The organism is Streptomyces sp. MNU76, from assembly GCF_020982545.1.
Taxonomy (GTDB): Bacteria; Actinomycetota; Actinomycetes; order Streptomycetales; family Streptomycetaceae; genus Streptomyces.
In genome coordinates this window covers 538570-561042 of the sequence record NZ_JAJKLK010000019.1, presented here as the reverse complement: position 1 = coordinate 561042, position 22473 = coordinate 538570, and the positions used below count along the sequence as shown (strand labels likewise).

Annotated in this window: 17 protein-coding genes and 2 pseudogenes; 7 read left to right on the top strand and 12 right to left on the bottom strand. The window is 70.7% G+C overall.

What is annotated here, in order from left to right:
- Positions 1 to 42 precede the first annotated feature (42 nt).
- Positions 43 to 1794 carry a lysine--tRNA ligase gene (gene lysS / locus E4N62_RS28945; RefSeq protein WP_230219374.1) on the bottom strand — a complete coding sequence of 584 codons (1752 nt, stop codon included), beginning with the start codon at positions 1792 to 1794 and terminating at the stop codon, positions 43 to 45.
- Between the two features lie 410 nt (positions 1795 to 2204).
- Here lysS and argS point away from each other — a divergent pair, with 410 nt between their 5' ends.
- Together argS and E4N62_RS28935 are read left to right on the top strand one after the other, a co-directional pair.
- Entirely contained in the window at positions 2205 to 3986 is a 1782-nt protein-coding gene (argS, locus tag E4N62_RS28940; protein ID WP_230219372.1) for an arginine--tRNA ligase, read from the top strand.
- A 166-nt stretch (positions 3987 to 4152) separates the two neighbouring features.
- Positions 4153 to 4967, top strand: a pseudogene (locus E4N62_RS28935) (DUF4253 domain-containing protein).
- 138 nt (positions 4968 to 5105) lie between these two features.
- Here the strand turns inward: E4N62_RS28935 and E4N62_RS28930 are convergent.
- Positions 5106 to 5405, bottom strand: a pseudogene (locus E4N62_RS28930) (PLP-dependent aminotransferase family protein); the annotation flags it as partial.
- 127 nt (positions 5406 to 5532) lie between these two features.
- On the opposite strand from E4N62_RS28930, the gene E4N62_RS28925 reads away from it, so the two are divergent.
- Positions 5533 to 6465 carry a phosphotransferase family protein gene (locus E4N62_RS28925; RefSeq protein WP_230219369.1) on the top strand — a complete coding sequence of 311 codons (933 nt, stop codon included), beginning with the start codon at positions 5533 to 5535 and terminating at the stop codon, positions 6463 to 6465.
- Between the two features lie 98 nt (positions 6466 to 6563).
- On the opposite strand, the gene E4N62_RS28920 is transcribed toward E4N62_RS28925, so the two are convergent.
- The 3 genes from E4N62_RS28920 to E4N62_RS28910 form a co-directional block, all read right to left on the bottom strand.
- Complete coding sequence (locus tag E4N62_RS28920; protein WP_230219367.1) at positions 6564 to 7466, bottom strand: SAM-dependent methyltransferase; 903 nt, start codon at positions 7464 to 7466, stop codon at positions 6564 to 6566.
- Between the two features lie 68 nt (positions 7467 to 7534).
- Positions 7535 to 7891, bottom strand: a complete 357-nt coding sequence (locus E4N62_RS28915) for a DUF805 domain-containing protein (protein WP_230219366.1) — start codon at positions 7889 to 7891, stop codon at positions 7535 to 7537.
- Positions 7892 to 7996: 105 nt separating this feature from the next.
- The gene (locus tag E4N62_RS28910) at positions 7997 to 9364 is read right to left on the bottom strand and encodes a helix-turn-helix transcriptional regulator (protein ID WP_230219365.1); all 1368 of its coding nucleotides are present in this window, start codon (positions 9362 to 9364) and stop codon (positions 7997 to 7999) included.
- 248 nt (positions 9365 to 9612) lie between these two features.
- On the opposite strand from E4N62_RS28910, the gene E4N62_RS28905 reads away from it, so the two are divergent.
- Positions 9613 to 10365: a DUF4232 domain-containing protein gene (locus tag E4N62_RS28905; protein ID WP_230219364.1), complete on the top strand. Its 753-nt coding sequence runs from the start codon at positions 9613 to 9615 to the stop codon at positions 10363 to 10365.
- Positions 10366 to 10399: 34 nt separating this feature from the next.
- On the opposite strand, the gene hemB is transcribed toward E4N62_RS28905, so the two are convergent.
- The 6 genes from hemB to E4N62_RS28875 all read right to left on the bottom strand — a co-directional run bounded on the left by hemB (position 10400) and on the right by E4N62_RS28875 (position 17422).
- Positions 10400 to 11392 carry a porphobilinogen synthase gene (hemB, locus tag E4N62_RS28900; protein ID WP_184904976.1) on the bottom strand — a complete coding sequence of 331 codons (993 nt, stop codon included), beginning with the start codon at positions 11390 to 11392 and terminating at the stop codon, positions 10400 to 10402.
- A 208-nt stretch (positions 11393 to 11600) separates the two neighbouring features.
- Entirely contained in the window at positions 11601 to 13352 is a 1752-nt protein-coding gene (locus tag E4N62_RS28895; RefSeq protein WP_230219363.1) for a uroporphyrinogen-III synthase, read from the bottom strand.
- Entirely contained in the window at positions 13349 to 14308 is a 960-nt protein-coding gene (hemC, locus tag E4N62_RS28890; RefSeq protein ID WP_230219362.1) for a hydroxymethylbilane synthase, read from the bottom strand. The genes E4N62_RS28895 and hemC overlap by 4 nt, the downstream gene beginning before the upstream one ends.
- Positions 14305 to 16065, bottom strand: coding sequence for a glutamyl-tRNA reductase (locus E4N62_RS28885; RefSeq protein WP_230219361.1), 1761 nt, complete (start codon positions 16063 to 16065; stop codon positions 14305 to 14307). The genes hemC and E4N62_RS28885 overlap by 4 nt, the downstream gene beginning before the upstream one ends.
- On the bottom strand, positions 16062 to 16817 hold the full coding sequence (locus tag E4N62_RS28880; protein ID WP_215448367.1) for a redox-sensing transcriptional repressor Rex: 756 nt from the start codon (positions 16815 to 16817) through the stop codon (positions 16062 to 16064). Before E4N62_RS28880 ends, E4N62_RS28885 begins: the two co-directional genes overlap by 4 nt.
- A gap of 323 nt (positions 16818 to 17140) precedes the next feature.
- A complete protein-coding gene (locus E4N62_RS28875; protein ID WP_184904997.1) occupies positions 17141 to 17422 on the bottom strand; it encodes a glutaredoxin family protein in 282 nt (93 codons plus the stop codon).
- Between the two features lie 197 nt (positions 17423 to 17619).
- Here E4N62_RS28875 and E4N62_RS28870 point away from each other — a divergent pair, with 197 nt between their 5' ends.
- From E4N62_RS28870 to E4N62_RS28860, 3 genes are all read left to right on the top strand, one after another.
- The gene (locus E4N62_RS28870; protein WP_184904999.1) at positions 17620 to 18555 is read left to right on the top strand and encodes an HAD family phosphatase; all 936 of its coding nucleotides are present in this window, start codon (positions 17620 to 17622) and stop codon (positions 18553 to 18555) included.
- Positions 18556 to 18944: 389 nt separating this feature from the next.
- Positions 18945 to 19772, top strand: coding sequence for an ECF subfamily RNA polymerase sigma factor, BldN family (locus tag E4N62_RS28865; RefSeq protein ID WP_230219359.1), 828 nt, complete (start codon positions 18945 to 18947; stop codon positions 19770 to 19772).
- Between the two features lie 284 nt (positions 19773 to 20056).
- Positions 20057 to 21298, top strand: a complete 1242-nt coding sequence (locus E4N62_RS28860; protein ID WP_230219357.1) for a DUF5667 domain-containing protein — start codon at positions 20057 to 20059, stop codon at positions 21296 to 21298.
- An 85-nt stretch (positions 21299 to 21383) separates the two neighbouring features.
- Here E4N62_RS28860 and E4N62_RS28855 read toward each other — a convergent pair whose 3' ends face one another.
- Entirely contained in the window at positions 21384 to 22463 is a 1080-nt protein-coding gene (locus E4N62_RS28855) for a lysophospholipid acyltransferase family protein (protein WP_230219355.1), read from the bottom strand.
- Between the last annotated feature and the right edge of the window lie 10 nt (positions 22464 to 22473).

Here is a 22473-nt window from a genome sequence, read left to right as displayed (position 1 = left end):
TGATCACCGGGCGCCCCTCCCTCGTGTGTGCGCGACGCGGCCTTACCCCCCGAGCAGGGCCCGCACCCGCTCCTGCCCCACCGCCATCAGCAGCGTGGGCAGTCGCGGCCCCGTGTCCCGCCCGACGAGCAGGTGGTACAGCAGGGCGAAGAACGACCGCTGGGCGGTCTTGATCTCCGGCGGCAGCTCCTTGGGCGTGGCGTCCGCCGAGAACCCGGCCTGCACCTTCGGCACGCCGTAGACGAGGTGCGTCAGACCGTCCAGCGACCAGTGCTCGGCGAGTCCGTCGAGCAGCAGCCGCAGCGACTGCTGAGACGCCTCGTCGAGCGACTTCAGCAGCTCGGCGTCGGCCTCCTCGCGCACGATGGTCCGCTGGTCGGCGGGCACCTGGGTGTTGATCCATGCCTCGGCCTTGTCGAGCCGCGGCCGCACCTCGTCGAGGCCGGTGAGCGGGTCGGTGGGGTCGAGTTCGCTGAGGATGCGCAGGGTCTGGTCCTCGGCGCCCGCGGTGATGTCGGCGACGGACGCGAGGGTCCGGTACGGCATCGGGCGGGGCGTGCGGGGCAGCTCACCGGCGGCCGTGCGCACCGCGCGGGAGTGCGCGGCGACATCGGCCGGCAGGGCGGACCCGTCCGCGACCTTGGCGTCGAGCTTGTCCCACTCGTCGTAGAGCCGCTGGATCTCCTGGTCGAAGGCGATCTTGAAGGACTGGTTGGGCCGACGACGGGCGTAGAGCCAGCGCAGCAGCTGCGGCTCCATGATCTTCAGCGCGTCGGCGGGCGTGGGCACGCCGCCCTTGGACGACGACATCTTGGCCATGCCGCTGATGCCGACGAAGGCGTACATCGGCCCGATGGGCTGCTCGCCGCCGAAGATCCCGACGATCTGCCCGCCGACCTGGAAGCTGGACCCGGGCGAGGAGTGGTCGACGCCGCTCGGCTCGAAGACGACGCCCTCGTACGCCCACCGCATCGGCCAGTCGACCTTCCAGACGAGCTTGCCGCGGTTGAACTCGTTCAGCGCGACGGTCTCGGAGAAGCCGCAGGCGGTGCAGGTGTAGGTCAGCTCGGTGGTGTCGTCGTCGTAGGCGGTGACGGTGGTGAGGTCCTTGCCGCACTCGCCGCAGTAGGGCTTGTACGGGAAGTATCCGGCGGTGCCGGAGCTGCCGTCGTCCTCACCGGCGGCGCCGGAACCCTCCGCGGCCTCCAGCTCGGCCTCGTCGACCGGCTTCTGCGACTGCTTCTTCGCCGAGCCCGCCGGGGCCTTCTTGGTGCGGTACTGGTCGAGGATCGCGTCGATGTCGCCGCGGTGCTTCATGGCGTGCAGGATCTGCTCGCGGTAGACCCCGGAGGTGTACTGCGCGGTCTGGCTGATCCCGTCGAACTCGACGCCCATCTCGGCGAGCGCGTCGACCATCGCCGCCTTGAAGTGCTCGGCCCAGTTGGGGTGGGCGGAGCCCTGGGGGGCGGGCACGGAGGTGAGCGGCTTGCCGATGTGCTCGGCCCAGGATGCGTCGACGCCGTCGACGCCGTTCGGGACCTTGCGGTAGCGGTCGTAGTCGTCCCAGGAGATGAGGTGCCGGACCTGGTGGCCGCGACGGCGGATCTCGTCGGCGACCAGGTGCGGGGTCATGACCTCGCGGAGGTTGCCGAGGTGGATCGGGCCGGACGGCGACAGCCCGGACGCGACGACGACGGGTTTGCCCGGGGCCCGACGCTCCGACTCCTCGATGACCTCATCCGCGAAACGGGAGACCCAGTCGGTGGTCTCGGTGCTCTGAGCCACGATCGGCACGTCCTCTTTTTCCTGGAGTTTCCATGGCCGCCGGTTACGGTCCCGGGCGACCGCGTCATTCTCCCAGCCTTTCACTCCGTGGGTCGAACCGGGCGCCCAATAACGCGGGGGTACGGGTACGTGGGCGGGTGCGGCTCCGGTGGGGGCTGATCGCGCAGTTCCCCGCGCTCCTGAAAAGCCCGGGCTGCGCCCCGCGCTTTTCAACCCGCGGCCCCGCAGCCTTTCAGGCCCGCAAGGCCGTGGTCTTTCCGGCCCGCAGGGCCTGATCTTTCAGGGGCGGGGAACTGCGCGAACGCACCCGCACCCGCCGACGAGACCCGCACCCTCCCCGAGGCACCGCAGAAAAACCCTTTACCCCGTGGGATACTGAACGACATCCACCCGTACCCCGAGGAGAACGGCTCCCCCTGATGGCTTCGGTCACGTCCCTCACCGCCTCCGTCCACCAGCGCCTCGCGACCGCCCTCTCGGCCACCCTGCCGACCGCGGACGCGGACCCGCTGCTGCGACGCAGCGACCGGGCGGACTACCAGGCGAACGGGATCCTCGCGCTGGCCAAGAAGGCCAAGGCCAACCCCAGGGAACTGGCGACCCAGGTCGTCGCCCGGGTGGAGTCCGGCGAGCTGATCCGGGAGATCGAGGTCTCCGGCCCCGGCTTCCTCAACATCACCCTCACCGACGGCGCGATCACCGAGAACCTCGCCGCGCGGTACGCGGACGACACCGGCCGGCTCGGCGTCCCCACGGCGGAGCGCCCCGGCACCACGGTCATCGACTACGCCCAGCCGAACGTGGCGAAGGAGATGCACGTCGGTCACCTCCGGTCCGCCGTGATCGGTGACGCGGTCGTGCAGATCCTGGAGTTCACCGGCGAGAACGTGGTCCGCAGGCACCACATCGGCGACTGGGGCACCCAGTTCGGCATGCTCATCCAGTATCTGGACGAGCACCCGCACGAGCTGGACCACAAGGAGTCCGACGGCGACCTCCAGGCGTCCGGCGAGGCCGCGATGTCCAACCTGGACCGGCTGTACAAGACGGCCAGGAAGCTCTTCGACTCCGACGAGGAGTTCAAGACGCGGGCCCGCCGCAGGGTGGTCGATCTCCAGGCGGGCGACCCGCACACCCTCGCCACGTGGCAGAAGTTCGTGGACGAGTCGAAGATCTACTTCTTCTCCGTCTTCGAGAAGCTCGACATGGACATCCGGGACGCCGACATCGTCGGCGAATCGGGCTACAACGACATGCTCGCGGAGACCTGCCGCCTCCTGGAGGAGCAGGGCGTGGCCGTCCGCTCGGAGGGCGCGCTGTGCGTCTTCTTCGACGACATCAAGGGCCCGGACGGCAACCCGGTCCCGCTGATCGTGCAGAAGTCCGACGGCGGCTACGGCTACGCGGCCACCGACCTGTCCGCCATCAGGGACCGCGTCTTCAGCCTGAAGGCGAACTCCCTGCTGTACGTCGTCGACGCCCGCCAGTCCCTGCACTTCAAGATGGTCTTCGAGACCGCCCGCAGGGCGGGCTGGCTCAACGACGAGGACGTCAAGGCGTTCCAGCTCGCCTTCGGCACGGTTCTCGGCAAGGACGGCAAGCCGTTCAAGACCCGTGAGGGCGAGACGGTCCGTCTGGTCGACCTGCTCGACGAGGCGATCGACCGTGCCACGACCGTCGTCCGGGAGAAGGCCGAGAAGGTGGGCCTGACCGAGCAGGAGATCGTCGAGAACGGCCGTTACGTCGGCATCGGCGCCGTCAAGTACGCGGACCTCTCCACCTCCGCCGTCCGGGACTACAAGTTCGACCTGGACCAGATGGTCTCGCTGAACGGCGACACGTCCGTCTACCTGCAGTACGCGTACGCCCGGATCCAGTCGATCCTCCGCAAGGCGGGCGAGGCCCGCCCGGCCGCCCACCCGGAGCTCGAACTGGCCCCGGCCGAGCGCGCGCTGGGCCTGCACCTGGACCAGTTCGGCGAGACCGTGGCCGAGGTCGCGGAGTCGTACGAGCCGCACAAGCTGGCCGCGTACCTCTTCAAGCTGGCGACCCTGCTGACCGCGTTCTACGACCAGTGCCCGGTCCTGAAGGCCGACACCCCGGCGCAGATGGAGAACCGTCTGTTCCTGGTCGACCTGACGGCCCGCACCCTGCACCGGGGCATGGCCCTGCTGGGCATCAGGACACCCGACAAGCTCTGACCTCGACCGGCAGGAGCGCGAGAACGGAACAGAGAGCGGGCCGCCGTGCACGGCGGCCCGCTCTCTGTTCCGTTCGTGGTACCGCTCAGCCGTCCGGGAGGCGGCAGTGCCCATCGGGTCACCACCGGTCGGGCCGCTGTCAGTGGTGGCCCCTACAGTCACCCCCATGGCGACACTTCCCAACCCGCTGCCCCAGCTGGCGGCCGACCCGAGCGGGCGTGTGCTCGGGCTTGAGATCCCGCTCCCGCAGGGGAGGTTGATCGACACGACGGACGACGGCCCGTGGCACGAGCCGCTGCTGTGGTGCGCGGACGAGACGGCGGCACCGGGCACCTGGGCGGCCGTCCAGCCCGCCCGCCGCACGGTGGGCCTCCTCCCGGTGCTGCTGGACGTCGGCGACCGCCAGGGCGGTCCGCGGGACTGGGAGTTGCTGCCCGGCGAGATGTCCTACCCCGGCGACCACGACGCCGACGAGGTCCTGGCCGATTTCTGGGACGCGTACGCCACCGTCGAGGACCCCGAGTGGCCGGGCCTCGCCGCACCCCGGCCTCCGCCCCGGACACGGCGCCCGACCCCGACCCCGACGCCCTCGCCGTCGAGACGGCCGACGCCCTCGTCAAGGACCCCTCCCGGCTGAAGGACCCGCGCCTCGCCCTCGTCTTCGCCCGCCGCAGCGCCGACATCCCGGCGGCCATCGGCTGGACCGGCCCGACGAACCACGAGAACGACGTGGCGAGGCTCTGCGCGGTCCTGCGCTCCTGGGAGGACCGCTTCGGCATACGCGTGGTCGCCCTCGCCTACGACCACCTCGTCCTCTCCGTGGCCACCCCGCCCACCACCGAGGCCGAGGCCGAAGCCGTGGCCGCCGAACACTTCGCCTTCTGCCCCGACAACATCTGGCAGGGCACACCCGACGGCACCCGCGCCTCCTACGCCCGCACCCTCCTCGGCGAGCCCGTCTGGTCCTTCTGGTGGGACTGAGGCCGTACGGACACGCCGCCACGCAAGGGCCGCACAAGGCACAGTGGCCCCATGGTGAGCATGGATGAGCGAGGGCTGGACCGCGACGGAACGATCGCACGCGAAGGCGCGCCGGCCCGAGTGCAGGCACCATTCGTCCCCGTACTGGAGCGCGCGCCCCGCGGACTCGGCGAGCACATCGCGGTAGGCGGCCGCTATCCCCTCCGTGTCGAACAGCTCGGGCGCGGGCAACCCACCCGCGAAGTTGACGACTTCGGGACGCGAGGTGACGGCGAGGATGTCCCGAACGGGGGAACCCCCGACGGCCGCGACCCGCCGGGCGAAGCCGGGCACGGCCGCCCGGCGCCCGCCCGCTCGCGTCCCCGAACCGCCCCCGGCCCCCGTCTTCGCGACAAACCCCATGTCATACGCGGCACGCTCGGCATCCACGGCACCCATCCCACGGCTCCTTCGCCACTGCGGGACGGCACGGTCCCGCCCCTGGCCGCACCCTAGCCAGGTAGATGCCCCCTACATCCACCAGTTTCGCGATGCGGACGGCCCCGCCACCCCCTAGGCTGCGCGCATGCTGCCCAGCGTGGACACGAACGACGAGTTGCAAGAAGTCGTCGGTGACGAGGCGCTGCTGCGTCCGGCTGCCCAGGATCTCTGCGGCTCGCTCGGTCTCGCAGGCGCGCGGATCGTACGTTTTCCCGAGGGCTCGCTGCCGGTGTACGCCGTCGGCGACTCCCTCGTCCTCAAGCTGTATCCGGGTTTCGAGGCCGCGCAAGCGATCCGCGAGGCCCGCCTGTTGTCGATCCTGTGGGGCAAACTCCCCATCCCCACACCGAGGTTGCACTCGGCGGACCAGTACAAGAACGGCTGGCGCTATGTGCTGATGTCCCGGCTGCCCGGCGAGGACCTCAACGAGGTCTGGCCCCGGATCCCCCAGCCGGACCAGGAACGTATCGTCGCCGAGGCCGCCGAGGGACTGGCCGCCCTGCACGCCCTGGACGCCTCGCCGGTCGTCCCGCTCACCGGCCCGCCGGACTGGGGCCGGTTCATCGCCGCCCAGCGCGCGGAGGTGGTCGAGCAGCAGCGGAGCGGCGGCCTCACGGAGCCGTGGCTCGAACAGATCCCGGACTTCCTGCGCTCGGTGCCCCTGACCGCCGCGCGCCGCCCGGTGCTGCTGCACACGGAGTTCATGCGTGAGCACCTCACCGTCGACCCCCACGACGGCTGGCGCCTGACGGGCCTCTTCGACTTCGAGCCGGCCATGGTCGGCGACCCCGCCTACGACTTCGTCAGCGTCGGCCTCTACCTCACCCGGGCCGACCCCGCCCTCCTGAAACTCTTCTACGAGGCCTACGGCCACCCCCCGTTCGACCCGCGCGAACTGATGGCCTACACCCTCCTGCACGTCTACAGCGACCTGAACTGGTACCTGCGCATGCTGCCGGCCCCACCCAGCAAGACGCTGGACTCGCTGGCGGAGACGTGGTTCGGAACGGGGGGATGAAGGACAGGGGGCACAGCCCCCGTCCTTCAGGGGCGCGGGAACTGCGCGAGAAGACCCACCCACCCGCACCCGGCAACGAACCCCCTACCCCTGACCCCCTACCTCTTACGCCCCACCGCCGCATACACATTGATGTCCGCGTCGGTCACATCGTTGATGTCCCGGTACCGCACCCGCTCGATGTCGTCCATCCCGGCCAGCACATGCGGCTCCACCGCCGGAGGCACCGGCGCACCGTCGGAGAATCGCCAATGGTGCGCCGGCACCACCCCGGGCTCGTCCACCACGAGCCCGCTCTCCTCGAAGAACCGTGCCACCTCGTCCCTGGAACGCAGCACGAAGGTGAACCCGCGCTTGGTGTAGGTCTCCTGGACCGCGCGGATCTTCGCGGGGTTGAGGTCCTCGGTCAGATGGCTGAGCACCAGTCGGCTCCCGGCGGGCAGCGCCTCCACCAGCTCCCGCACCACCGGGTAGGCCTCGTCGTCCTCCACGAAGTGCAGGATCGCCACCAGGCACAGCGCGACCGGCTGGTCGAAGTCGAGCGTCTTCGCGGCCTCTTCGAGGATGCTCGCCGGCGACTTGAGGTCGGCGTCGATGTAGTCCGTGGCCCCCTCGGGCCCGCTCGTGAGCAACGCGCGCGCGTGGGCGAGCACCACCGGGTCGTTGTCGACGTACACGACCCGTGAGTCGGGGACGATCGCCTGGGCGATCTGGTGGACGTTCTCGGCGGTCGGCAGCCCGGTGCCGATGTCGAGGAACTGCCGGATGCCCTCGTCCCGGACGAGCGTGGTCACCGCGCGGCGCATGAAGTCACGGTTGTGCCGGACGTCCAGATAGCCGCGCGGATTGGCGGCCAGCGCGGCGCCGGCCGCCTCCCGGTCCACGGGGTAGTTGTCCTTGCCGCCGAGGATGACGTCGTAGACCCGCGCCGGGTGCGCCTTGGTGGTGTCGATCCTCTTCCGCAACTCGGCGGGGTCCTGGCTGAGTGCGTCGCCGGCCATCGGGCTCTCCCTGGGGGGGTCGGGTCATTGAACGACCAACAACCTAGCGCCCCAGGGGAGTTGCCGCGTCAGGCTTGCGCCGGACAGGCCTTCGGGTCGGGGCCGTACTGGTTGTCGCCCCGCTGGCCCTCGGTGGCCATGAAGACGATCATGAAGATGAATCCGACACAGGGAACGAGCCCTATGAGGACCCACCAGCCGCTCTTGCCGGTGTCGTGCAGCCGCCGGACGCTGACCGCCAGGGACGGCAGAAAAAGAGCGACGCTGAGGAGGATCTGAGGCGCCTGCGAGTCCAGGAGGAGACCGAGGACGTACAGCGCGGCATAGATGAGCGTGCTGATCAGCGTGAACATCCAGTACTCCTGGCGACGCGCCCGCCCGCTGAAGACCGCGTACTTCTTGAGCACCTCGACGAACCAGTTCATGGCTTCCCCCCGAAAATCGGCACAGGTCCCCCGGAATCGGGGGCAGGCGCAGAACCTATGCCGATTGTCGAGAACTCGTCAATCAGTTACCGCCCTCGTCCCCACTCACCCACCGCTCTCGTCCTCGCTCTCCCCCAGCGTCGTCCCCTCCGGGACCCACTTGGGGCCGCCGAGCGGATACTCGTACGCCGGGCGCCCGTTGTTGCCGCTCGTACGGAACGGCCGGCCGTCGTCGTTCAGGGTCAGGATGCCGCTGCGGGATCCGGCGGTCCACTCCAGCTCCAGGTACCAGCTGACGTAGTACGCGGAGGCGTCGGCGGTGATGTAGTACACCTCCGGGTCGGACTGACTGACCGAGTAGGGGAAGTTCTTGCTGCCGGCCTTGGGCTGCACGTCGGGACGCGCGGCGTCGAGGGCGATCGTGAAGGAGCGGGTCGGGACACCGGCCCCGCAGCCGACACCCGGGTAGCCCATGGCGTAGTCGTTCCAGGCGAGGGGCGACCGCTTGTCGGTCATCCGGACCTTGAGACTCCGTACGACGACGGTCTCCTCGCCGGTGCCCTGCACGGTCAGCGTCAGGAACTGCTGCCCCGAGGCCACGGCACCCTCCGCGGACACCCAGGCCGGCGCGTCCTGCTCCAGCGGCGGCGGCCCCACCTCCGTCGGCTCACGGTCGGCCAGATACCGCTGCGAGCAGGGATCCTCCCAGGTGTACGGCTCCACCTTCACGTTCAGCGGCGCCGGGAGGGACGCGTCCGCCCCGCCCGCGCCCGTACCGCCGGTCGGAGTCTCGGTGGCCGTGGCCCCCGCCCCCTTGCCGGCGTCCTTGCCCTTCTTGCCACCCGACTCGCTCGCGGACCCGGAGGGCGAGGCACCGCTCGGCGAGGCGGAGCCGCCGTCTGCCTCCTTCTCACCGCCGCTGCCGACGGACGCGGCCCCAGCCGTACGCCCGGCCCCGTCCTCCTTCCCCTCGGAGGGCAGACTCAGGGCGAGCGTCACCGCCCCGAGCACGGCGGCCACGGCCACCCCGGCGACCAGAGCGACCTGCGTACGCCGGTGGGCCGGCCCTCGTTCGCGGGGCTCACCGGAAACGACACCGCCGATCACGGTCTCCGTCTCCTCGGTCTTGTTGGACTCCTCGGTCTCGTCGGACTCCTCGACCACCGGGGCTTGTTCCGCCGCCGTCCCGACGGAGTCACCCCCTTTGCGCCGGCGCATCGCGTCCGCGAGCACCCACCTCCGGTGGAGCTCGACCAACTCCTCCGGGGACGCCTTGCAGAGGCGGGCCAGCCGCTCGACGGGGGCGTAGTCCGTGGGTACGGCGTCCCCGTTGCAGTACCGGTGCAGCGTCGACGTACTCATGTGGAGCCGCTTGGCGAGCACCCCGTAACTCAGCCCGGAGCGCTCCTTCAACTCCCGCAGCAGCTCGGCGAAACCGGCCCCCAGGCCACCCGCGGTACCGCTCCCCGACACGTCTTCCTCCGTCCCCTCATGTCCCGCGCGTCCCGTTCCGCGTTCCAGGGAAGAGGAGTTCTCGCAGGTCAAAGCCCTCGTGAGCGTTCCAGCGTCCCTGATCGTCCGTCGGCTGTGGCGGCCGGGACGGATCACCCCACAAGCTTGGGTCATCCAAGCACGCCGCTCCCGGCACACCGGTCGAGCGGCACGGCTTCGAGCACTTGTTCTCAGCCTTCTCCACTCGCTTTGTCCGAAAGGGACCTCTCATGCGCACGCTTCACACCGCTCGCTCCGCCCGTACCGCCCGCCCCGCCCGGCTGCTCGCCGTGACGGGAGCGGCACTCGCCGCCCTCGCCCTCACCGCGTGCGACAGCGGCACGGGCACGAGGGACGAGGGTGCGGCGGGCGGTTCCACGTCAGCCCAGAGCACGGGCGGCACCGGCACGAGCGGCGGCTCCAGCACGACCGGCGGCTCGACCACCGGGGGCTCCACGAGCACGAGCGGCGGCGGATCGGCGGCCACCGGCGGCACCACGGCCGACAAGGCCTCCTCCAAGGGCGGGACCTCGGACCCCTCCGACCCCGAGAACCGCGTCACCTGCAACGGCTCCAACACCACCGTCACCGCGCAGCCGGTGTCACGCCCGCTCAACCACATGCTGATCACCGTCAAGAACACCGGTTCGAAGTACTGCGACCTCTACTTCAACCCGACGGTCCGGTTCGGCGAGGCCCAGTCGGCGCCGCGCGTGATCGAGGAGTCGCAGCCGCAGGCCGTGGTGACCCTGGCCCCCGGCGAGTCCGGCTACGCCGGCGTCCTCCTCTCCGCCGCCGACGGCAGCGGCGGCGGCAAGGGCACGACGGAGAAGAAGGTCGTCATCCACTTCCAGGGCGCCGAGGTCGGCAGCGACGCCGGCTCCCCCGCGTCCCCCGCGCTCCCGGCCAAGGGCGTCTACGTCGACAACTCCGTGGCCGTCACCTACTGGCAGTCGACCATGGAGGACGCCCTGCAGTACTGAGCCGAGCGCCACCGGGGCCAGGGCCCCACAGGTGTCAGCGCAGCATGCGAGCGGCCTCGACGGCCCAGTACGTCAGGATGTTCTGCGCACCGGCCCGCTTGATCCCGGTCAGCGTCTCCAGGATGGCCCGGTCCCGGTCGATCCAGCCCTTCTCGGCGGCGGCCTCGACCATCGAGTACTCCCCGGAGATCTGGTAGGCGACGACCGGCACGTCGACGGTGTCCGCGACCCGGGCGAGGATGTCGAGGTAGGGCCCGGCCGGCTTGACCATCACCAGGTCGGCGCCCTCCTCCAGATCGAGGGCGAGCTCGCGCAGCGACTCGCGGGCGTTGGCGGGGTCCTGCTGGTAGGTCTTCCGGTCCCCCCGCAGCGAGGAGCCGACGGCCTCCCGGAAGGGGCCGTAGAAGGCGGACGCGTACTTGGCGGTGTAGGCGAGGATCGCGACGTCCTCACGCCCGATCTGGTCGAGGGCGTCCCTGACCACCCCGATCTGGCCGTCCATCATCCCGCTGGGTCCGACCACATGAGCGCCGGCGTCGGCCTGTACCTGGGCCATCTCGGCATACCGCTCCAGGGTCGCGTCGTTGTCGACGCGGCCCTGGTCGTCGAGGACCCCGCAGTGCCCGTGGTCGGTGGTCTCGTCGAGACACAGATCGGACATGACGAGCAGCTCGTCCCCGACCTCGGCCCGCACATCCCGCAGCGCGACCTGCAGAATCCCGTCGGGATCGGTCCCGGGGGTCCCGAGCGCGTCCTTCTTCCCGTCCTCCGGCACACCGAAGAGCATGATCCCGGAGACCCCGGCCTCCACGGCCTCCACGGCGGCCTTCTTCAGACTGTCCCGCGTGTGCTGCACGACCCCCGGCATCGCCGCGATCGGCACCGGCTCACCGACCCCCTCCCGCACGAACGCGGGCAGGATGAAGTCGGCCGGGTGCAGCCGGGTCTCCGCGACCATCCGTCGCATCACAGGCGTCGTACGAAGCCGGCGGGGCCGCGTACCGGGAAACGATCCGTACTTCGACATACACCTACGCTACGCCTGGCCCGACAGTCCCTTTGCCGACGATCCGTCGGCGCGGACCGCACTGCCGAAAAGGGCCGCAGGCCCCTTTTCAGGGGCGGGGGAACTGCGCGAGAAGCCCATCGGCCCCGCACCCGCCCACGACAGAACCCCCCGAGCGCAAAGGCACTCAGGGGGGCAAGGGGCACAGCCCCTTACGTCGGCCCACCGCTCACGTCGTCGTCCGCCGCCGCCGCGCCCCCGGCCGCCGCTCGCTCGGTCGAGTCACGGGATCCCCCGCCTCGACCGCGGCAGCCCGCCGCCGCATCCCGAAGTCCGCCAGCGCCTCGGCCAGCTTGTGCACGGACGGCTCCGGGGCCATCACGTCCACCCGCAGCCCGTGCTCCTCGGCGGTCTTGGCCGTGGCCGGACCGATACAGGCGATCACCGTGACGTTGTGCGGCTTCCCGGCGATGCCCACCAGGTTCCGCACGGTGGAGGACGAGGTGAACAGAACGGCGTCGAAACCGCCGCCCTTGATGGCCTCACGGGTCTCCGCCGGCGGCGGCGACGCGCGCACGGTCCGGTACGCCGTGACGTCGTCGACCTCCCACCCGAGCTCGATCAGCCCGGCGACCAGTGTCTCCGTGGCGATGTCGGCCCGGGGCAGGAACACCCGGTCGATCGGGTCGAAGACCGGGTCGTACGGCGGCCAGTCCTCCAGCAGCCCGGCGGCGCTCTGCTCACCGCTCGGCACCAGGTCCGGCTTCACCCCGAACGCGATGAGCGCCTTGGCGGTCTGCTCGCCGACCGCCGCGACCTTGATCCCGGCGAAGGCACGGGCGTCGAGCCCGTACTCCTCGAACTTCTCCCGCACCGCCTTGACGGCGTTGACCGAGGTGAACGCGATCCACTCGTAGCGGCCGGTGACCAGGCCCTTCACAGCCCGTTCCATCTGCTGCGGCGTACGCGGGGGTTCGACCGCGATCGTCGGCACCTCGTGCGGTACGGCCCCGTACGAGCGCAGTTGGTCGGAGAGCGAGGCGGCCTGCTCCTTCGTACGCGGCACGAGGACCCGCCACCCGAAGAGCGGCTTGCTCTCGAACCACGACAGCTGGTCGCGCTGGGCCGCGGCGGAACGCTCACCGACCACGGCTATCACCGGCCGCCCGCCCTCCGGCGAGGGCAGCACCTTGGCCTGCTTCAGCGTCTGCGCGATTCCGCCGAGCGTCGCGGTCCAGGTCCGCTGCCGCGTCGTCGTACCCGCGACGGTCACGGTCATGGGCGTGTCCGGCTTCCGGCCGGCCGCGACCAGTTCACCCGCCGCCGCGGCCACGGTCTCCAGCGTCGCCGAGACCACGACCGTCCCGTCGGACGCCCCGACCTCCGCCCAACAGCGGTCGGACGCCGTGCGCGCGTCGACGAACCGGACGTCCGCGCCCTGCGCGTCACGCAGCGGCACACCGGCGTACGCGGGCACGCCCACGGCCGCCGCCACGCCCGGGACCACCTCGAACGGCACGCCCGCGGCGGCGCACGCCAGCATCTCCTCGGTGGCGTACGTGTCGAGCCCGGGGTCCCCGGACACCGCACGCACGACCCGCTTGCCGCCCCGCGCGGCCTCCATGACAAGATGTGCCGCATCCCGCACAGCGGGTGCACCAACGGTTGTTGACGCGCCGTCAACAACCGTCAGCTGAGGCGTGCCTGTGCCCGAAAACGTATCCGCTGAAGTAGCCGCGGAAGAGGCAGAGGACGCCGCAGCCAGGGCCGACGGCGGGCTCGAGTCGGTGTCCAGTAGGGCGACGCCGGCGCGGGCATGCGTACGCACCACGTCGAGCACATCGTGCTCGGCGATGAGAACGTCCGCGTTCGCCAGCGCTTCGACGGCGCGCAGTGTCAGCAGTCCCGGATCCCCGGGTCCGGCACCGAGGAAGGTGACGTGACCGTGGTCCGGACCGGCGGGAAGGGTGGTGGGGCTCAATGTGCTCGCTCCCCCATCAGACCGGCCGCGCCCTTAGCGAGCATCTCGGCGGCGAGTTCACGGCCGAGCGCCATTGCTTGGTCGTACGTCTCGGGCACGGGACCGGTGGTGGACAGCTGCACCAGCGTCGAGCCGTCGGTCGTGCCGACGACGCCGCGCAGGCGCATCTCCTTGACAATCTGCCCGTCGGCCAGAAGGTCGGCGAACGCACCCACAGGTGCGCTGCAACCGGCCTCCAGGGCGGCGAGCAGGGACCGCTCAGCGGTCACGGCGGCCCGGGTGTGCGGGTCGTCGAGCCCATTGAGCGCGGTGATCAGCTCCGCATTCTCCGCGGTGCATTCGATCGCCAGTGCCCCCTGGCCGGGGGCGGGCAAAACAGTGTCGACCGAGAGGAAGTCGGTCACTTCGTCGCTCCGTCCGATCCGGTTCAGTCCGGCGGCGGCCAGGACCACTGCGTCCAGCTCGCCCTTCCGTACGTATCCGATCCGCGTGTCGACGTTCCCGCGGATCGGCACCGTCTCGATCGTGAGCCCGTGGCTGCGCGCGTACGCGTTCAGCTGGGACATGCGCCGGGGCGAACCGGTGCCGACGCGGGCGCCCTCGGGCAGCTGCTCGAAGGTGAGCCCGTCCCGGGCGACCAGGACGTCACGGGCGTCCTCGCGCACCGGCACTGCGGCCAGCGCCAGGTCGTCCGGGTGCGTGGTCGGCAGGTCCTTCAGGGAGTGCACGGCGAAGTCGACCTCACCGCGCAGCAGCGCCTCGCGCAGCGCGGTGACGAACACGCCCGTGCCGCCGATCTGCGCCAGCTGCTCCCGGGAGACATCGCCGTACGTCGTGATCTCCACGAGTTCGACGGGCCGCCCGGTCAGCCGGCGGACCTTCTCCGCCACCTGCCCGGACTGGGCCATGGCGAGTCTGCTCCGCCTGGTCCCCAGCCTCAGTGCCTGGTCACTCATGATCGCCCTCGGTTCTCGGCGTCGTTCTTGGAACTGCTGCTGTCCTCGGCCCGGGACACGGCCGCGACCGTCTCCTGGTCCAGGTCGAACAGGGTGCGCAGCGCGTCCGCGTACCCGGCGCCGCCCGGCTCGGCCGCGAGCTGCTTGACCCGTACGGTCGGGGCGTGCAGCAGCTTGTCGACGACGCGCCGCACGGTCTGGGTGATCTCGCCGCGGTGCTTGTCGTCGAGGCCGGGCAGCCGGCCCTCCAGGCGGGCGATCTCACCGGCGACGACATCGGCGGCCATGGCGCGCAGCGCGACGACGGTGGGTGTGATGTGCGCGGCACGCTGAGCGGCGCCGAAGGCGGCCACCTCGTCCGAAACGATCCTCCGCACCATGTCGACGTCGGAGGCCATCGGCGCGTCGGCGGAGACCTCGGCGAGCGACTCGATGTCGACCAGCCGTACGCCGGCCAGCCGGTGCGCGGCGGCGTCGATGTCCCGGGGCATCGCCAGGTCCAGCAGCGCGAGCACGGGCGCGGGCCGGGGCACGTCGACGACGGGCTCGGGCCGGCGCAGTTCGGTGATCCGCCCGGTGACGGCGACCGTCGCGACGAGCGCGGCGATCAGCTCGGCCTCGGCGTCGAGCGTGCGCGCGGTCTCACGCTCCGGCGTGCGACGGCTCGCGCGTCGGTCCACGGTGGCGTTGTCGACCCAGGCCGCGTGCTGTTCCAGGGTGGCCGCGTCCATGCCGGCCACCGCGGCCTCCCCGAGCACGGAGAAGCCGCCGCCTTGCACGGCGGGCAGGTCGAGGGGGCAGTCGTCGTCGCTGCCGACGGAGGTCGGCGGCAGCACCGGCCGTACGTCATCGGTGCGCGGCTCGGCCTCCGCGGGGAGCGTGCCCTCGGGCACCCGGCCCTCGACGGCAGCGGCGACCATCTCGGCGGTCAGGACCAGGCCCGTGGCGCCCGTACAGGAGATGGCGACGTCCGCACGTGTCAGCTCGTCCGGCACCGATTCCATCGGGACCGCGCGGGCCAGCACATCCGTCGCGCCCTGCTCCGCCAGGCGTTGTCCGTACTGCTCTTCGAGCAGGTGCGCGAGGCGTTCGGCCCGGTCGTACGTCCGGTTGGCGATCACGATCTCGCCGACGCCGGCCCGTGCGAGGGTCGCGGCGGCCAGCGAGGACATCGACCCGGCGCCGATCACGACGGCCCGCTTGCCCCGGGCCCAGCTCGCCACGTCCGTACCGGCGGTGAACTGCTCCAGGCCGAAGGTCACCAGCGACTGTCCGGCCCGGTCGATCCCGGTCTCGGAGTGGGCCCGCTTGCCGACCCGCAGGCTCTGCTGGAACAGGTCGTTGAGCAGCCGCCCGGCGGTGTGCAGCTCCTGGGCGCGGGCCAGCGAGTCCTTGATCTGCCCGAGGATCTGCCCCTCGCCGACGACCATGGAGTCGAGTCCGCAGGCCACGGAGAACAGGTGGTGGACGGCCCGGTCCTCGTAGTGCACGTACAGATAGGGAGTGATCTCGTCGAGACCCACCCCGCTGTGCTGGGCGAGCAGCGTGGACAGCTCGGCGACGCCCGCGTGGAACTTGTCCACGTCGGCGTACAGCTCGATGCGGTTGCAGGTGGCGAGGACGGCGGCCTCTGTCGCAGGCTCGGCGGCGACCGTGTCCTGAAGCAACTTGATCTGCGCGTCCAGGGACAGCGCGGCCCGCTCCAGCACGCTCACCGGAGCGCTGCGGTGACTCAGCCCGACGACCAGAAGACTCATGCCGGCATCACGGCGGGGACATCCCCGTCGGGCCCTTTCCCGGACTCCTTGGGAGCCATCGGTACGGCACCGGCCTCGGCGGCGGCCTCCTCGCCGGCCTTGCGCTGCTCGTGGAACGCGAGGATCTGCAGTTCGATCGAGAGGTCCACCTTGCGCACGTCGACACCGTCCGGCACGGACAGGACGGTGGGCGCGAAGTTCAGGATGGAGGTGACCCCGGCGGCGACCAGCCGGTCGCACACCTGCTGGGCGGCACCGGCGGGGGTGGCGATCACCCCGATGGAGACGCCGTTGTCGTCGATGATCTTTTCCAGCTCGTCCGTGTGCTGGACCGGGATCCCCGCGACGGGCTTGCCCGCCATCGCCGGATCGGCGTCTATCAACGCCGCCACCCGGAACCCGCGCGAGGCGAACCCGCCGTAATTGGCGAGCGCGGCGCCGAGGTTACCGATACCGACGATCACGACCGGCCAGTCCTGGGTCAGCCCCAGCTCACGCGAGATCTGGTAGACGAGGTACTCGACGTCGTAGCCCACGCCCCGCGTCCCGTACGAGCCCAGGTACGAGAAGTCCTTGCGCAGCTTGGCGGAGTTGACCCCCGCCGCGGCCGCCAGTTCCTCGGATGAAACGGTGGGTACCGAGCGCTCCGACAGCGCGGTCAGGGCACGGAGGTACAGCGGAAGCCTGGCGACGGTGGCCTCGGGAATCCCTCGGCTACGGGTCGCCGGTCGGTGAGTTCGGCCAGTTGCCACGGTGCTCCTGCGGGTAGAGCGGGGCTGCGGGCGGTCATGCGTCCCCAGACCGCCCCGTCGACAGCAGGCTATGTCTTTGTGAACGCGTGCACAAAGATGGTGTCCGATTTGCCCGGCCAACGTGACCGGGGTCACGCACACTCGACGCACGCGTATGGAACCGGCACACGTGTACCTTCGCTCCTCGGCTGACGCCTTGCACGACGGGGGCAAAACCGCACACTCTCCTCACGAATCCCGCCCCCGAGACCAACCAGCCCATCGATCCTAAGCGACTTTTGGGACCACTTGGACTGGTCGGTCAGGTCACATCTCGGCCACCTCTACGAGAGGGCTTTGCGAAGGCGCTCCTCGTTCACACGCCAGAAGGTGTGCTGCGCGCCGTCCACGAGCACCACGGGGATCTGCTCCCAGTACTGCCGGTGCAGCTCCTCGTCCTCGGTGATGTCCTTCTTCTCCCAGGGAACGCCCAGCTCACCGCAGACCTTCCCGATCACCGCCTCCGCGTCGTCGCACAGATGGCACCCCGGCTTGCCGATCAGTGTGACGAGTCGCTCACCGGGATTCTTCGGCGTCCGCCGGAACAAGGCACTCATGCCGGCCATTGTCGCTCCGCACGGGATGTCCACACCCCCTCCTCACCACCAGGCACACGACCTGCCTATTTCCTCACCGGTTCCGCCGCTTTCCGCACGCGGACACACCGCCGGGACCCCTTCTTTAACGACACGGCCGCGGAGAGTTCACAGCCCGCAAACCTGTCGACTCCGGAAGTACCGACCAGACTGGCTATGCTCACGACATGGCCGCTCTCGGATGGCTCACTCCCCGTAGGCGCTCCGCCACGGCGCGGAGCGTTTTGGCAGGCGAGGCCTCTGCGGAGGCAGCGCGCAAGTCCTCCCAGGAGTTGGAGGACATCTCCCCCGCGCCCGACGCCGTCCAGGAACCGGTGTTCCCGGTTCTCGGTGACGACAAGGCCGCCGCGTTCTTCGACCTCGACAACACCGTCATGCAGGGCGCCTCGCTCTTCCACTTCGGCCGGGGCCTGTACAAACGGAAGTTCTTCGAGACCCGCGACCTCGCCCGATTCGCCTGGCAGCAGGCGTGGTTCAGGCTGGCGGGCTCCGAGGACCCCGAGCACATGCAGGACGCCCAGAACTCCGCGCTCTCCATCGTCCAGGGCCACCGCGTCGCCGAACTGACGATCATCGGCGAGGAGATCTACGACGAGTACATGGCCGAGCGCATCTGGCCCGGCACCCGCGCCCTGGCCCAGGCCCACCTCGACGCCGGCCAGAAGGTCTGGCTCGTCACGGCCGCGCCCGTCGAGATCGCCCAGGTCATCGCCCGTCGACTGGGCCTGACCGGCGCGTTGGGCACGGTCGCCGAGTCCGTCGACGGCGTCTACACCGGCAAGCTGGTCGGCGAGCCGCTGCACGGCCCGGCCAAGGCCGAGGCCGTCCGCGCCCTGGCCGCCGCCGAGGGGCTGGACCTCTCGCGCTGCGCCGCGTACAGCGACTCCCACAACGACATCCCGATGCTGTCGCTCGTGGGTCACCCGTACGCCATCAACCCCGACAGCAAACTCCGCAAGCACGCCCGCGACATGGACTGGCGGCTGCGCGACTACCGCACCGCCCGCAAGGCCGCCAAGGTCGGCCTCCCCGCGGCGGCGGGCGTCGGCGCGGTGGCCGGCGGCACGGCGGCCGCGATCGCGCTGCACCGCCGCCGCCGCTGAACGGCTGATCGTTCCTCGAACGCCGGAGGGGCTGGGTCTCCCAGCCCCTCCGGCGTTCGCGCGTCCGGACGCGTCCGCCCCCGTCACCGCGGCATTCGGGCCGTCATACCCCCACCGCGCCCTCAGTCACACCGTCCGCACCCGACCACAACACGCCCCGCACCCAGACGGAACACGAACCCAATCGATCAACAACCGATCACACGGCGGCACTTGAGCAGCCGTCAATCAGTAACAGAAGCGACGTAATCGATGATTTGAGCAACTGGGTGTAGCAGTGCCTGCACGAAGCGTTATTCTCCTCAAACGCAAACCGGTACCCCTCCGTCGCTACGACGGGTGAAAGGTTCCGCACTGCACGTGATGGAAGCTCTGCCTCTGGGAGTCCCGTGTACCCACACGTCGGGGTTGACGCCTCGGGCCTGGCTACGCTGCGCGCGACGGTCAACCAACTGTTGCGCGGCTTCGTCCCCACCGCGTACGCCGTCCCCGCCCTCGCCACCTCCGCCGCGCCCGTCGGCCCGTGCTACGCACTGGCCGACGGCGTCGAGCAGGGGCCGGCGCGAAGCGCTGTCGTCGAGGGGCGGCGGTCGGGTGACGGGCGGGCCGGCAGACGAGGCCGTTCGGGATCCACCGCCACGACCACCCGCCGTCCCGCCGCGGACAGCGACAGCGCCCGCATGATGGACCTCGTCGAACGCGCCCAGTCCGGCGAGGCCGACGCCTTCGGCCGTCTGTACGACCAGTACAGCGACACGGTCTACCGCTACATCTACTACCGCGTCGGCGGCAAGGCGACCGCCGAGGACCTCACCAGCGAGACGTTCCTGCGCGCCCTGCGCCGCATCGGCACGTTCACCTGGCAGGGCCGCGACTTCGGCGCCTGGCTGGTCACCATCGCCCGCAACCTGGTGGCCGACCACTTCAAGTCCAGCCGCTTCCGGCTGGAGGTCACCACCGGCGAGATGCTCGACGCCAACGAGGTCGAGCGCTCCCCCGAGGACTCCGTCCTGGAGTCCCTCTCCAACGCCGCCCTGCTGGAAGCCGTACGCCGGCTCAACCCGCAGCAGCAGGAGTGCGTCACCCTCCGCTTCCTCCAGGGCCTCTCCGTCGCCGAGACCGCCCGGGTCATGGGCAAGAACGAGGGCGCGATCAAGACCCTCCAGTACCGCGCGGTCCGCACCCTCGCCCGCCTCCTCCCGGACGACGCCCGCTGAGGCCCGCCCACCGGGACCACCGCAGCTGAGCCGCCGGCTCGCCGAGCGCATCGATCACATACGCTCCGCCACGCCCAACTCACCCTGCGTCGAAGTCTGTTGACTTCCACGTCCGATCATCCGCCGTCCGTAACCCAAGTGCCGCGCCGCTCGTTGTGCGGGATACAGGCTCCCTGTGGTCGCGCCTGGCCGACACCGATCACTCGATCGTGTAACGGTCGGGGACGTGCAACCCTCAGGACCCCCTGGGGAGTCGACCGTCATGACGAGAGGAGGTGCCGCCAGTGATCGCGAACGTATCGGCGCACCGGCGGGCGAACGCCTTCGCCCAGGCCCTGGAGGAGCTGTCCGACCGGGGCACGGCGGCCGAGCAGCCCGAGGGATCGGCACCAGCCCCGGCAGCGGAACAGACCGAGCGGGGCCGCATGTTGGCCCTCACCACCGGTCTGGACGAGCTGCCCAAGCCAGTGCTCGACCCCGAGGTCAAGGTCGTCCATCGCGCCCAGTTGGTGGCCGCGATGGAGGCCATGCTGCGGGACGGCACACTGCCGGGGCGCGAGGCGTCGGACCCTTCGGTGCCCGAGCAGCGATCGGGCCGGGCGCGAGGCGCTCACCGGGCGAGCCCGCTGGGCAAGTTGCGACCACGGTCCCGCCTGACGAAGGGGCTCGCCGCCGGCGGGCTCAGCGTCGGTGTGGCCGCGAGCGCCTTCGGCGGTGTGGCCGCCGCCAGCTCGGACGCCCTACCCGGTGACTCGCTCTACGGCCTCAAACGCGGCATCGAGGACGTGAAACTGACCCTGACCGACGACAACGACGACCGGGGCCGGCTCTATCTGGACCAGGCGTCCACCCGGCTCAGCGAGGCCCGCCGCCTCATGGAGCGCGACCGGAGCGGACACCTCGACCACGAGTCGCTCGGCGAGATCCGCCGCGCGCTCACCGGGATGCGGCACGACGCCGCCGAGGGCCACCGACTGCTCCACGAGGCATTCGAGCGAGATCCGGACTCCCTGGGCCCGATCCAGGCCCTGTCGGCCTTCTCCCGGTCCCACCGCGAGGCCTGGGGCGCGCTCCGCGACCGGCTGCCCGTGCAGCTCGGGGACGTGAGTCAGCAGGTCTCGTCGGTCTTCGACGCCATAGACGACGAGGTCGCCCCGCACTCGTCGCTCCTGCCGCAGCCCTCGGCCCCCGGCGGCGACGGCAGGCAGCGGTCCACGGGCTCCGGTTCCCCCGGCACCACCGACCCGGGCGGCCGCCCGGCCCCGAGCGCCACCGGCGGCTCCGTCGGCGGCGACCAGGACACCGGCGGCAAGCCCAAACCATCCACGTCGAACTCGGACAGCGGCGGCGAAGGTCTCGTCGGCGGCACCACCGGCGGCCTGCTGGACCCGCCCCAGGACGACACCACCAGCACCTCCCCGTCCACCGGCAAGTCCACCCCGCCCGAAGACTCCGACGTCACCCTCCCGCCCCTCCTGCCGGGCCTCCTGCCCGGCCTGGGCATCGACGGCGAGAACGGCGGATAGAACCGCCCCGTACGACGGTGGGGCGCCCCTCTTCGAGAGGGGCGCCCCACCGTCGTACGCGCTCGCTCCTCAGCCCCGCGGGGCCTCAGAAGAACACCGACCGCCGCTGCACCAGCAACTTGTACAGCGTGTGCTGGATCTGCTCCCGCACCTGATCGGTCAGGTTGAACATCAGCATCGGGTCCTCGGCGGCCTCCGGCGGATAGCCGTCCGTCGGAATCGGCTCACCGAACTGGATGGTCCACTTCGTCGGCAGCGGTACGGCACCCAGCGGTCCGAGCCACGGGAAGGTCGGGGTGATCGGGAAGTACGGGAAACCGAGCAGCCGCGCGAGCGTCTTCGAGTTCCCGATCATCGGGTAGATCTCCTCCGCGCCCACGATCGAGCACGGAATGATCGGAGTACCGGCGCGCAGGGCCGTGGAGACGAAGCCGCCCCGGCCGAACCGCTGCAGCTTGTAGCGGTCCCCGAAGGGCTTGCCGAGCCCCTTGAAACCCTCCGGCATGACCCCGACCAGCTCACCCTGCTGCAGCAGCCGGGAGGCGTCCTCCGCGCACGCGAGGGTGTGCCCGAGCTTGCGGGCCAGTTCGTTGACCACCGGCAGCATGAAGACCAGGTCCGCCGCGAGCAGCCGTAGATGCCGGCCCGTGGGGTGGTTGTCGTGCACGGCGACCTGCATCATCAGGCCGTCCATCGGCAGCGTCCCCGAGTGGTTGGCGACGATCAGGGCACCGCCGTCCGTCGGGATGTTCTCGATGCCCTTCACCTCGACCCGGAAGTACTTCTCGTACACCGGCCGCAGCAACGACATCAGCACCTGGTCGGTGAGCTCGGCGTCGTAGCCGAAGTCGTCGACCTCGTAGTCGCCCGTGAGGCGCTTGCGCAGGAACGCGAGTCCCCCGGCGATCCGTCGCTCCAGCCCGCCCGCGTCGTGTGCCTCGGCGGCCTCCTGGGGCGGCTCCGGCTTCTCCCGTGTCACAGGTACATCATCCGTGCCGGTCGGCCGCGCGGGGAGGGCCTGGACCTCGCCGGATTCACGGACGTCCCGGACGACCGCGCTCTCACCCTTGCGCCGGCTCCCCGTGGTCCGGCGGCGCGGCGGGCGCTGCACGGCACCCCCGCGCGTCCGGTCGTCGTCGAACGGAATGACCTTGGCATCCGCCATCGTTGATGCG